Annotated in this window: 15 protein-coding genes; 1 reads left to right on the top strand and 14 read right to left on the bottom strand. The window is 66.1% G+C overall.

Features of this window, described 5'->3' with window-relative positions:
• Positions 1-127: 127 nt before the first annotated feature.
• The 11 genes from K5Q19_RS13900 to K5Q19_RS13950 form a co-directional block, all read right to left on the bottom strand.
• Positions 128-2,398 carry a S9 family peptidase gene (locus tag K5Q19_RS13900; protein WP_292946213.1) on the bottom strand — a complete coding sequence of 757 codons (2,271 nt, stop codon included), beginning with the start codon at positions 2,396-2,398 and terminating at the stop codon, positions 128-130.
• Between the two features lie 124 nt (positions 2,399-2,522).
• On the bottom strand, positions 2,523-2,903 hold the full coding sequence (gene rplS / locus K5Q19_RS13905; RefSeq protein ID WP_292946215.1) for a 50S ribosomal protein L19: 381 nt from the start codon (positions 2,901-2,903) through the stop codon (positions 2,523-2,525).
• Positions 2,904-2,906: 3 nt separating this feature from the next.
• On the bottom strand, positions 2,907-3,776 hold the full coding sequence (gene trmD, locus K5Q19_RS13910) for a tRNA (guanosine(37)-N1)-methyltransferase TrmD (protein ID WP_292946217.1): 870 nt from the start codon (positions 3,774-3,776) through the stop codon (positions 2,907-2,909).
• The gene (locus K5Q19_RS13915; RefSeq protein WP_292946219.1) at positions 3,773-4,090 is read right to left on the bottom strand and encodes a hypothetical protein; all 318 of its coding nucleotides are present in this window, start codon (positions 4,088-4,090) and stop codon (positions 3,773-3,775) included. The genes trmD and K5Q19_RS13915 overlap by 4 nt, the downstream gene beginning before the upstream one ends.
• Positions 4,087-4,464 carry a type II toxin-antitoxin system VapC family toxin gene (locus tag K5Q19_RS13920; RefSeq protein WP_292946221.1) on the bottom strand — a complete coding sequence of 126 codons (378 nt, stop codon included), beginning with the start codon at positions 4,462-4,464 and terminating at the stop codon, positions 4,087-4,089. The genes K5Q19_RS13915 and K5Q19_RS13920 overlap by 4 nt, the downstream gene beginning before the upstream one ends.
• Entirely contained in the window at positions 4,461-4,733 is a 273-nt protein-coding gene (locus K5Q19_RS13925) for an AbrB/MazE/SpoVT family DNA-binding domain-containing protein (RefSeq protein WP_292946223.1), read from the bottom strand. Before K5Q19_RS13925 ends, K5Q19_RS13920 begins: the two co-directional genes overlap by 4 nt.
• Positions 4,730-4,981 carry a hypothetical protein gene (locus K5Q19_RS13930; RefSeq protein WP_292946225.1) on the bottom strand — a complete coding sequence of 84 codons (252 nt, stop codon included), beginning with the start codon at positions 4,979-4,981 and terminating at the stop codon, positions 4,730-4,732. Before K5Q19_RS13930 ends, K5Q19_RS13925 begins: the two co-directional genes overlap by 4 nt.
• Positions 4,982-5,028: 47 nt before the next feature.
• Complete coding sequence (locus K5Q19_RS13935; protein WP_292946227.1) at positions 5,029-6,549, bottom strand: serine hydrolase domain-containing protein; 1,521 nt, start codon at positions 6,547-6,549, stop codon at positions 5,029-5,031.
• Positions 6,550-6,638: 89 nt separating this feature from the next.
• On the bottom strand, positions 6,639-7,487 hold the full coding sequence (locus tag K5Q19_RS13940; RefSeq protein ID WP_292946229.1) for a TIGR04222 domain-containing membrane protein: 849 nt from the start codon (positions 7,485-7,487) through the stop codon (positions 6,639-6,641).
• The gene (locus K5Q19_RS13945; protein WP_292946231.1) at positions 7,484-8,047 is read right to left on the bottom strand and encodes a hypothetical protein; all 564 of its coding nucleotides are present in this window, start codon (positions 8,045-8,047) and stop codon (positions 7,484-7,486) included. Before K5Q19_RS13945 ends, K5Q19_RS13940 begins: the two co-directional genes overlap by 4 nt.
• Positions 8,048-8,073: 26 nt before the next feature.
• Positions 8,074-9,015 carry a LysR substrate-binding domain-containing protein gene (locus K5Q19_RS13950; protein ID WP_292946233.1) on the bottom strand — a complete coding sequence of 314 codons (942 nt, stop codon included), beginning with the start codon at positions 9,013-9,015 and terminating at the stop codon, positions 8,074-8,076.
• 99 nt (positions 9,016-9,114) lie between these two features.
• Here K5Q19_RS13950 and K5Q19_RS13955 point away from each other — a divergent pair, with 99 nt between their 5' ends.
• Positions 9,115-9,321, top strand: a complete 207-nt coding sequence (locus tag K5Q19_RS13955) for a hypothetical protein (protein ID WP_292946235.1) — start codon at positions 9,115-9,117, stop codon at positions 9,319-9,321.
• Here K5Q19_RS13955 and rimM read toward each other — a convergent pair.
• The 3 genes from rimM to K5Q19_RS13970 all read right to left on the bottom strand — a co-directional run.
• Positions 9,306-9,809 (bottom strand): ribosome maturation factor RimM, encoded by a 504-nt coding sequence (gene rimM, locus K5Q19_RS13960; protein WP_292946236.1) that lies wholly within the window; start codon positions 9,807-9,809, stop codon positions 9,306-9,308. The two genes, K5Q19_RS13955 and rimM, sit on opposite strands and share 16 nt — an antisense overlap.
• Before the next feature lie 6 nt (positions 9,810-9,815).
• Positions 9,816-10,265 (bottom strand): 30S ribosomal protein S16, encoded by a 450-nt coding sequence (gene rpsP, locus K5Q19_RS13965; protein WP_292946237.1) that lies wholly within the window; start codon positions 10,263-10,265, stop codon positions 9,816-9,818.
• A gap of 41 nt (positions 10,266-10,306) precedes the next feature.
• A partial coding sequence (locus K5Q19_RS13970; protein WP_292946238.1) for a signal recognition particle protein occupies positions 10,307-11,451 on the bottom strand: 1,145 nt, incomplete at its 5' end.

Raw genomic sequence — 11,451 nt, forward strand, 5'->3', positions numbered from 1 at the left:
TCGATCGGGAACTCGCGCTCGGCGAGGATATTGAGCATCTCGCGCCCGACATTGCCGGTCGCGCCTGCGACCACTACCCGGTAACCCATTGTACTCTCCTTGCGGCGGCCTTTGCGGCCCCAGATGACTATTGCCCGCTACCCACGCCGTGGCGGTCGAGGAAGCGGAATACGGTTTCGTAGAGATGCTTGCTGACCTTCGGCCCGCCGATACGGTGGGTGAAGCCGGGGTAGAGCATCATTTCGAAGGGCACCGCCTCGCCCTGCAGCTTGGCGATCAGCGCGGTCGAGTTCTCGAACACGACGTTGTCGTCGGCCATGCCGTGGATCAGCATGAGCGGATCGGTGATCTTCGCCGCGTCCTTCAGCGCGCCCGAACTTTCGTAGACCTTGGGCTCCTTGTTCGGATCGCCGAGATAGCGCTCGGTGTAGTGCGTATCGTAAAGCTCCCAGCGCGTGACCGGGGCGACGGAAATGCCGGCGGCCCACTCGCCCGGGTGCTGCTCAAGCATCTTGAGCGTCATGTAGCCGCCATAGGACCAGCCGAAGGTGCTGACGCGCTTGGGATCCACGAAGGGCAGCGACTTGAGGTAGTGCGAACCGGCGAGCTGATCGGCCACTTCGACCGTGCCCATCGCGCGATTGATCGCGCTTTCGAACTTCACACCGCGATTGTCCGAGCCGCGCCCATCGATGGCAAAGTAGATATAGCCCTTGTCCACGATCGCCTGCGCCAGCGCGCCCTGCCAGCCCTTGGCGACGACCTGCGCGTGCGGGCCGCCATAGTGGTATGAGAACACCGGATAGCGCTTGCCGGGCTCCAGCGGCGGGGTGATCAACATCCAGTGGAGCGGGGTGCCGTCTTCCGCCGGGATCGTGCCGAACTCGGCCTTGCGATGGCTGGGGAGGAACGGGGCGTAGGGGTGCGTACCCTCGACGCGGTTCTCTTCAATCCACGCGATGCGCTTGCCGGTGGCGTCGGCAAGGTAGGACTGCGGCGGCTGATTGTCGGCGCTGCGGGTGACGACGAGGGTCTGGCCCTTGCGGTCCATCGCGGCGCTGTTGTGGAAGGCGGGATCGGTGAGGCGATCAAGCTTTTCGGGGTGCTTCAGATCAAGCGCGTAGACCTGCGGTGCGAGCACATCGTCCTTCGTGCCGACGAAGGTGACGCGGCCGGACTTCTGATCGACGCCGAGGAGATCGGTGACGACCCAGGGGCCCTTGGTGAGCTGCGTCCACAGGCCCGCCTTGAAGTGGTAAAGATGCGCGAAGCCGTCGCGCTCCGAAAGCCAGATCAGGCTGCCATCGGCGAGGAAGCGGTAGGCGTCCGAAAGATTGATCCAGCTGCCCTTGGCGGCGGTCTCGGTGAAGAGGACCTCGGCCTTGCCGGTGGCGGGATCAACCTTGAGCATGTCGAGCTTCGTCTGCGCACGGTCCTCGCGCTGCACGTAGAGCGCCTTGCCATCAGGCGCCCAGTCTACGCGGGCGAGGTAGATGTCCTTGTCCGCGCCGAGATCGACCTGAACGCGGCTCTGGCCGTCCGCGCCGATCACCCAGAGCGAGACTTCGACATTGGCGCTGCCCGCGACCGGATAGCGCTGCTCGAACGTCTTGGTGCCCTCGGCGCCGATGGCGGCGCGGGTGACGGTGCCGACCTTGGCTTCGTCGAAGCGCTCCACCGCAAGGCGCGCGCCATCGGGCGACCACCAGTAGCCCTTGAAGCGGTTCATTTCCTCCTGCGCGACGAACTCGGCCTCGCCCCAGTGGACGGTGCTGGCGGTTTCGGCGGGGGTTACCGCCTGCGGTTCGCTCGTGCCGTCGACCGCCCCAACGAGCAGGCGCTGATCGCGCACGAAGGCGACATGGCCGCCCTTGGGGCTGAGCGAGGGATCAAGCTCGCCGCCCTTGGTGCCCGCGATCTTGCGAACCGAACCGTCGAGACCCGCCAGCAGCAGATCGCCGTCGATGGGAACGAGCACGGCGGCGCTGTCCGCCGTCCACTCGTAGGTGACGATACCCTTCAGATCGCCGATGCGCTGGCGCTCGCGCTGCATCTTCTCAGCTTCGCTGAGTTCGCGGCCTGAGGACAGCTTCTTCGAATCGACCAGCATGCGCCACTCGCCGGCCTTGCGGTCGAAACCCCACAGGTCATAGCGCTCGCGGTCATCGGGCCGGTTGCGCAGAACCGTTACGTAACGGCCATCGGGCGAGAGCTTCACCGCGCGCGGCACCGGCCCGGCAAGGCCGGGACTGGCGAAGACGCGTTCGAGGGTCAGCGCCCCGGAGTCCTTCGGGGCGGCTTGCGGTGCGGTCACGGCACTATCCTTCGTCTCGGCGGCAAATGCGGGCGCGGCGATGACAAGCGCGCTGGCGGCCAGCAGGGAGGTGAGCAGTCGCATGGGAGCGATGGTCCTTGCGGGAAGGTATGGCAAAACGAAAAGAGGCGCCCCGGCTGGTCTGCCGGGGCGCCTCTCGAAGCACGCTGCGGTGCCCCAGGCGGTGGGCTATGTCAGCCCGCCCCGGTCAGCTTTCCGTCGTGGTTTTAATCGTCTTGCGCTCGGCAATACGTGCCGACTTGCCGGTGCGGCCACGCAGGTAATAGAGCTTGGCACGACGCACGACGCCGCGGCGGACCACGGTGATGCTGTCGATGTTGGGCGAGTAGAGCGGGAACACGCGCTCCACGCCTTCGCCGAACGAGATCTTGCGAACGGTGAAGTTCGAGCCGAGGCCGCGGTTCGAACGCGCGATGCACACGCCTTCGTAAGCCTGGACACGGGTGCGCTCACCTTCGACGACGCGCACGCCCACGCGCAGCGTATCGCCGGCGCGGAATTCGGGGATGGTCTTCTTCGCCTTGAATTCGGCGATGGCTTCAGCTTCGAGCTGCTGAATGATGTTCATGACTCAATCGTCCTGCACTTCACGCTGCGCGCCAGAGGCAGACTGGACCCGAACGCCGGTGTGGCGCTCCCAAAGGTCCGGCCTGCGTGACCGGGTATCGTCTTCAGACCGGCGTTTCCGCCATGAAGCGATTTTCGCATGATCCCCCGATCGCAGCACTTCAGGGATCGTGCGCCCTTCCCACTCAGCGGGTCGGGTATAGTGCGGGTACTCGAGGAGGCCGTTCTCGAACGACTCTTCTGACCCACTGGAAGGCGCGCCCATTACGCCGGGAAGCAGCCGAATGCAAGCATCGAGAAGCATCAGCGCCGCCGGTTCGCCGCCCGAGAGCACGATATCGCCGACGGAGACTTCCTCGACGGCCCGTCCTTCGAAGATGCGCTCGTCGAATCCTTCGAACCGGCCGCAGAGGAGGATGACGCCGGGGCCTGCCGCAAGCTCTCTCACGCGGGCCTGCGTGAGGGGTTTTCCGCGCGGGGTTAGCGCGATGACGGGGCGTTCCTCCCCCACCGGGGGAGGGGGACCATCCGCAGGATGGTGGAGGGGCACTTGCGGTTCTTCCGACGCGGCGAGGGCGGGATTGGCCGAACCTGCCCCTCCACCACCTTCGGTGGTCCCCCTCCCCGTTCCGGGGAGGAACTGGCGCGCATGGTCGATGGCCTTGGCCAGCACATCAACGCGCAGGACCATGCCTGCGCCGCCGCCTGCGGGTGTGTCGTCAACCGTGCGGTGCTTGTCCGCTGCGAAATCGCGGATCTGGACGGTATCGAGCGCCCATTTGCCCTCCGCCATGGCGCGGCCCGCGAGGCTGATGCCGAGGGGGCCGGGGAACATTTCCGGGTAGAGGGTGAGGACGGTGGCTTGGAAGGTCATTTGCGAGCAGCCTGAATCGCCACGACCAGATTGAGGACAAGATTGATGGCGAGAAACGGCGATATCATGAGAACTATGATCACAGGACTCATGAAACCTTCAGTGGCACCACTTGCTTCAAACTGGGCTCGGGCGTGCAGGTGCCAAAGAACTGTAGCGACAATCAAAGTCAGCGTGGGCGCGAAGCCAGCGCCCATCGCAGCAAAACCCATCCTTTCGCGGGAAACATTCTGACCGATCCAACGGCCCATCCAACTAACTGCCAGCCAGCTAATCACCGCCCAAACTACAGCCATAAACAGTACATCGCTCATACCGTCCAGTTCTCAATCTTGAGCCCCGGCACATCGGCAAAATCCGCCTCGTTGTTCGTTACCACCGTCGCGCCGATGCTCAGCGCATGCGCGGCCAGCAGCCGGTCGAAGCGCGCGCGTTTGAAGGGCAGCTTGGCGTATTCGCGCGCGGCGGCTTCGTCGAAGGGCAGGATCGGGATGACAGCAACAAAAGCTTCCAGAACAGACGGTTCGGGCGGCTTGCCGGCGATGGTTCCCAATGCCACTTCGGCAAAACTGATCGACGAAATCGCGATCTCGCCCGGCTCTAGCTGCAATAGCCGCTCACCAAGGGCGGCAAACCGCGCGGTCATGGCATAGACCGCGCAGTCGCTATCGATCAGGAAGCGGATCACGCCTCAGGCTTTGCCTTGCGTGCCGCAATCGTGCTGGGCCGTTCCTCGAAATCCTCGCGCGGCGGGAGAGTGAGGCCGGGGGCCTTTCCCCAGAAGCCGCTGATGTCGATCTTGCGCTTCGGCTGGTCCACCGGTTCGACGCGGAAGGTCATGCGGTCCTCCTTGACCATGCGGACTTCGGTGCCCTCCTCAATGCCAAGGCCTTTGGGCAGGCGCAGGGCGACCGAATTGCCGGACTTGAACGTTCGCCCAAGAAATTCCTCGCTCACCGTACCTTCTCCCGTTCATCGAGTTCGGCGACCACATCCTCTTTCAGCCAACGCAGGGCATCCCACGGATAGTCGCAGCCCTTCTCGCCCAGCCAGAGCACGCGCGCAAGCAAGGCCTGCGCCGAGGGTTCGACGTAGCGATCCTGCACCCGGCCTTCCACCAAGGCCGGGCCAGTGACATGCACATGATAGCCATCTGCGCCGCGATAGGCATAAAGATCGCCATCGCTCCATCTGCAATAGCTCATGGGGAACTCCGTATATACGCTATGTATATACGGATTGCAGGCAAGAATCAATTCTTCCCCTCGAAGGCAAATTCCAACGCTTGCAGCGTGATTGGCTTGGTCGGGGCCAGCAGCACCGTCCCCTCGATCCGGCCCTTCTCGCATTTCCACGTGAAAGTACCGCTCATCGCGCCCTCGGCCAAAATCGGCGCGGTGGTATCGCAAGCGCCGGACTTGGCCCTGGTTTCCGCCAGCACCTTGGCCCAGTTGGCGGCGGTGCGGTCCATCGGGAAGTTCATCGCGACGCGGCCTTGCAGCGCAACGATGGTCCCTGCCGCCCAGACAGTTTGCGCCGCGCTGTAGAAGCTCGCGAGATCTGCCGACACCGGCTCCACCCGCTTCTCCAGCACGCCCTTGGCGCGCAGTAAGGCGGCGACGTCCCACACCGGCTGGCTGGGGCCGGCATAGGTGCGGTTGGTCAGCGCGAAGAGGGCGGCGCCGTATTCGGGCAGCACCATCACATGGCTGCCATAGCCCGGATAGCCGCCGCCGTGGGCGAGGACGGTGCCGTAATCGCAATCGCCGATAATGCGCCAGCCCATGCCGTAGGAGACGGTGCCGGGGCATTGGTCCTTGCCGCCGGTGGCCGGGCGGCGAAACACGGCGGCGTTGTTGACGCCGCGGATGACCTGCCGGACCGTACCACGCTTGACCGGGCCGGGATCGGCACCATCGCGCGGCGGCCAGGCGGAGACGACGAAGGCGAGCCATTTGGCATAGTCGGTCGCGCTGACTTCAAGCCCGCCCATGGCGTTGAAGGCGCCGTCCTTCATCGTGGGCTCCTCGGCCCAGGCGTCGTTTTCCCAGCGGTAGCCGATCGCGCGCTTGTCTTTCGGGTGGGCGAGGACGTCGAAGCCGCTGGCAGTCATGCCGAGCGGCGTGAGCAGGCGCGTTTCGACGAAGCTGCGGTAGGGCGCCTTGGTGATATTGGCGATGACGCGGCCAAGGATGGCGTAGCCGAGGTTGGCATATTCGTGGCGCATTTCGGGCGCGCGGGTGAAGGGGACGCCCGCCTTGAGCAGCGCGGTAAATGCCGTCTGCGAGAGGACCTGCTGGCGATCACCCCATGGGTCATCCGTCACGAAACCGGCGCTGTGGGTGAGGAGATCGCGGACCGTGATGCGCGGGCTGTCGCTGGTGGGATACGTCCAGCCGCGCAGTTCGGGCACATGGCGGTCCGCCGGATCATCGAGCGCGAGGCGGCCTTCGTCGCGCAGCTTGAGGACCGACAGGGCGGTGAAGGCCTTGGTCATCGAGGCGATGCGGAACAGCGTATCGGGCGTGACCGGGCGCTTGGCGGCGAGGTCCTGCACGCCCTCGCCCTTCACGTAAGCGAGGCGGCCGTCCTTCACTAGGCCGAAGACCATGCCGGGAATGTGGTTCTCGGCCATCCACTTGGTGAGAATGGTGCTGATCTCGCTGTCGAGCGAGGCGGGGTCGGTGGCGGCGGGGGCCTGCGCGGTCTGGGCGAATGCCGGTAGTGGCGCTGCGAGCGCCAGTGCTGCCAGAAGAATTGCCTTGTACCGCATTGCGTGCCTCCCATTCGAAGCGAGCAAGGTTGCACCTTTTCGCCGCCATTGCGAGCGCAGCAAAGCAAGGACGAAGGGGATATAGACCGTCAGCTGCCGCAACCGCCGCAGCCGCCTCCTCCTCCGCCTCCACCTCCACCGCAGCCGCCTCCCCCACTGCTGCAGCCGCTCCCGCCTCCGCTATCATTGCCCGATCCGGCGCTGCGCATGCGGTGAAAGTCCGAAAGCCAAGAGCCGGCGAGCACCGTCGTGCCGAACAGCGCGACCGCGAGGGGAGCCTCATCGGTGGGGGCAGCGCGGCGCAGGCGAGCCGCTTCGAAGCGGGCGTCTTCCAGCGCGGCCTTGCCGGCGCGGGTGCGGCGGTCGAGCGCGGCATAGCGCACCACAGCGACGACAGCGGTCGCCAGAAGGAGGGCGGTGAGGAAACCGACCGGCCGGTCGCGCATGGCGCCGACGATCCACTTGGCGAGCCCGAAGAGGAAAAGCAGCGCCAGCGGTGCGGTCTGGATCAGGCGGAGCTGGCGGGCGGCATCACGGCCGATCCACAGGCCCTTGTCCTCCAGCTGGCGCTCGGTGGCCTCCGCGGGGCCGGTGAGCGCGAGGTGGACATCGCGCCAGTTGGCGGGTGAAGTCAGCGTCGCAACGCGGCGTTCGGCGCGCGTCCGCCCACCGTGCGGATTGCGGATTGCGAGCGTACCGCCAGACTGCACGATCGCCGCTCCTTCGGCGAGGAGCCGCACCGTCACCGCTTCGGCAAGGCGTTCGCGGCCGCCGGCGAGGATCGCGAGCTCGTCTTCATCCGGACGGCGGCCGATGCGGCCTTCGGGGCGCAAGTAGCGCGGGATGACGAAAGCGGCGGCCAGCGCGATCAGCGCCAGCTCAAGGTACAGCATCAGGAATTCAGGGCCATGCAGATCGAGCGGGCCAAGACCGGTCACAAAAGCCTCCAGAGCATGAGACCAACGATGATGAGCAGAAGGGCCAGCCAGGCGGCGCGGCGCGGAATGATCAGAACCTCGCGCGGGTGCACGCGGCGGGCCTGCGGATCGACCCGGAGGCGGCGGCGCGCATCGGGCCAGATGTCTTCGGGGGCGGGGCCGAAGGCGGCTTCGTAGCTGCGCAAGGTGAGCGCATATTGCTCGAAGAAGCGTTCACCTTCGGCGCGGCCACCCTTGGTCGGGCCGTGGTGCAACGCGCGCCCGAGCACGTCCGCGCAGAGCCGATCCCAGTAATCGCGCGTGTAGGTGAGGTGGAGGTGCCAGGCCTGATCGACCGCATCGGACGGGGTGACGGCGTGCGGGGCCGTGGCGGCGAGATAGAGGAAGCGGCGGTATTCCTCGAACACGCGCTCGGCATGCGCGGCGCTCCAGCCGTTCTCGCGGGCGAGGCGCTGGGTGAAGGACAAATTGGCGTCGACAGGCCCGACTTCGTAAGCCGAAAGCATCTGCCACAGCGGGCTTGCTGTTACCGGAAGTGACGAAGCGAAAGGCGCGTTCATCTATTCCTTCGTATATAGCTGAACCGTTACCGCTTCGTTACGGCCTCGGGCGGCGTCCACACTGCTTCGGGCGCCATGCCGCGCGCGCGTTCGGCGGCCATTTCGGCGAGGAGCCATTCGCGGAAGCGCTCGATCTTGCGCACGCCGTGGCGGCCCTCGGGGCGCACCAGCCAGAGCGAGAAGGGCGGGAAGTACAAGGTCGGGAACGGCTGGACGAGGCGGCCTGCGGCAATCTCCTCGGCCCAGAACACGGGTGTCATCAATGCGGCGCCGAAGCCGGCGGCGGCCATGCGCGCTTCCTCGAGCTGGCTGTCGAACAGGATGCTGGCCGCAGGCTGCGCGGGCGGCAGTTCGAGCCCCGCCGCGCTGAACCAGCCGGCCCACCAGGGATCATCCTGCGCCAGCCGCGAGACGCGCAGCAGGTCCTCGGGCGTGCGGATCGCATTCTCCTCGATAAAGGCGGGGGAACAGATCGGCGTGACGTGATAGCGCATAAGGAATTCGGCGGTGTGCCCGGGCCAGGGCCCGAGGCCGGAACGGATCGTCACGTCGATTTGCTCGCGCGCGAAATCGGTGATCCGCCCGGTTGTCTCCAGCCGCAGCGCAAGGTCGGGGACGGCGATCTGGAACTTGCCGATCCGCGTGCTGAGCCAGGTGCCGCCGAACGAGGGAATCGTGCTGATCGCCAGCACGCCGCTATCATCCGAGCGCAAGTTGGCAAAGGCGGCGGCGATATCGGCGAGCGCAGAGGAGACGGCGGGAGCGAGGCGCCGCCCGGCTTCCGACAAGCGCACGCGGCCCTTCTCGCGCAGGAACAGCGGGCGGCCGACGCGGTCTTCCAATTGGCGGACCTGATAGCTGACAGCGGCCTGCGTCATGCCCAGTTCCTCTGCCGCGCGGCTGAAATTCTCCAGCCTTGCGGCGGCTTCGAACACGCGGACGGCGGAGAGAGGCGGCAGGTCAGGCATGCCTCATGATAAGGCCACCTTATAGGATATGCCAGAGCATTTGTTGGCCGGCCGCGCCTTGCGCAGGCACAATGCAGCCATCAGCAAGGGAGACGCGTGATGATGGATGAAGTCTGGAGCCGGGGCTGGAGGGAAGCCCACAAGGCAGCCTTGCAGGCGCGCGAGGCGAGCCTGCGCAGCGGCCAGCCTGTGCCGACCCTCTGGAGCGAGTTGCGGATGCTGGTGCGCGACCTGATCACGCCGCCGGTGCAGCAGCAGACCGAAACGCCGTGCTGCGACCCCGCAAGCTGTCAATCGGCGGCGTAAGCCGCTTCGATCACCAGCCGTTCGCCGTTCCATTCGGGCACGGCTTCGGCGCGCATCGGCACCATGAAACGTTTGCGGGGCTTGCCTTCCTCGGCAGGCCGCTCGATCTCGAGCACATCGCCCGCGCCGAAATTCTCGACCGCGATGCAGGTGCCGAGCACTTCACCTTCGGTCGAGACGGCGGGCAGACCGATCAGATCGGTGTAGTAATATTCGCCTTCCGCCAGCGGCGGGAGGCTGGCGCGCGGCACCGTGAGCACGGTGCCGCGCAGCTTTTCCGCCGCGGTGCGGTCTGCCACCTCCGAGAAGCGGGCGATGGCCCCGCCCTTCCCGTCGTCGCGCAGCTTGGCGAGCGTCAGCGTGCCATCATTGTAGCTGCGGTGGGCCTTGAGGCTTTCCACCCCGTCCCCGAATAGCTTGAGCCGCACTTCGCCGCCCACGCCATGCGCGCCGCTGATCGCAGCGAGCGTGACGGGACGGCCTGACATGCGGGCTTAGCCTTCGGCCTGCTCGGCAGCAGCTTCCTCGGCGGGTGCTTCTTCAGCAGCCGGAGCAGCAGCGGCAGCAACGGCGGCTTCTTCAGCCTCACGCTTTGCTTCTTCGGCCTCGGCGATCTTCTTAGCGCGGTCTTCAGCGCGCTCCTTGGCCTTCTTGCCCGGCTCGCCCTTGGCAGGGTTCACGGTGGGGGTGCGCTCCTTGATGCCGGCCTTGTCGAGCATGCGGGCAACGCGGTCGGTCGGCTGGGCGCCAACGCCGAGCCAGTAGCGCACGCGGTCCTCGACGAGGCGGACGCGGTTGGCATCATCCTTGGCGAGCAGCGGGTTGTAGGTGCCAACCTGCTCGAGATAGGCGCCGTCGCGCGGGCTGCGGCTGTTGGCGACCACGACCTTGTAGTAAGGGCGCTTCTTCGAGCCACCGCGCGAGAGACGAAGGGAAACCGACATACTTCAAACCTTTCCGAGTGAAACTGAAACTGGAACTGAAATCATTTTTTCCGAAGAAGATCGCCAAGGTTGGCCGGCATGTTGCCGCCGCCGAGGCCGGGCAGACCGGGCATGCCGCCCATCCCTGCCCCCATGCCGCCGCCGGGAAGCTGGCCGGGGCCGGCATCAGCGCCGCCGCCGAGCCCGCCCATTCCGCCGCCGCCGAACATGGCAGCAAGGCCCTTGAGCCCGCCCATCTTGCGGATCTGCTTCATGGCTTTCGCCATTTCCATGTGCATCTTGATGAGCTTGTTGACGTCCTGCACCTGCGTGCCGGAGCCCTTCGCGACGCGGATCTTGCGCTTGGCGTTGAGCAGTTCGGGCCGCTCGCGCTCCTTGGGCGTCATCGAGCCGATGATCGCATCCATATGGAGCAGCACGCGGTCGTCCATGCCCGAGGCGGCCATGGCCTGCTTGGCCTTCTTCATGCCCGGCATCAGCCCCGCCAGCACGCCCAGCCCGCCCATGCGCTGCATCTGCTGAAGCTGGGTGCGCAGGTCGTTCATGTCGAACTGGCCCTTGGCCATGCGCTGCGCGAGCTTCTCGGCCTCGTCCGCCTTGACGGTCGCGGCGGCCTTCTCGACGATCGAGACGATATCGCCCATGCCGAGGATGCGGCCGGCCACGCGTTCCGGGTTGAACTGCTCGATCGCATCGAGCTTTTCACCGGTGGCGGCGAACTTGATCGGCTTGCCGGTGACGGCGCGCATCGAAAGCGCCGCACCGCCGCGCGCATCGCCGTCCATGCGGGTCAGCACGACGCCGGTGAGATTGACCTCGACCGCGAAGTTCTGCGCGACGTTGACCGCGTCCTGACCGGTCAGCGAATCGACCACCAGCAGCGTTTCGCGCGGGGTGGAGACCTCGGCAACGGCCTTCATCTCGTCCATCAGCGCCTGGTCGACGTGGAGGCGGCCTGCGGTATCCAGCATCAGCACGTCGACCGCCTGGAGCTTGGCGGCATTCAAGGCGCGGCGGGCGATCTCGACCGGGGACTGGCCGGGGACGATGGGGAGTGTGGCAACGCCCGCCTGCGTGCCCAGCACCGCAAGCTGTTCCTGCGCCGCCGGACGATTGACGTCGAGCGAGGCCATCAGGACCTTCTTGCCCTGCTTTTCCTTGAGCAGCTTGCCGATCTTGGCGGTCG

The sequence above is a fragment of the Novosphingobium sp. genome (assembly GCF_019748365.1).
Classification (GTDB): Bacteria; Pseudomonadota; Alphaproteobacteria; order Sphingomonadales; family Sphingomonadaceae; genus Novosphingobium.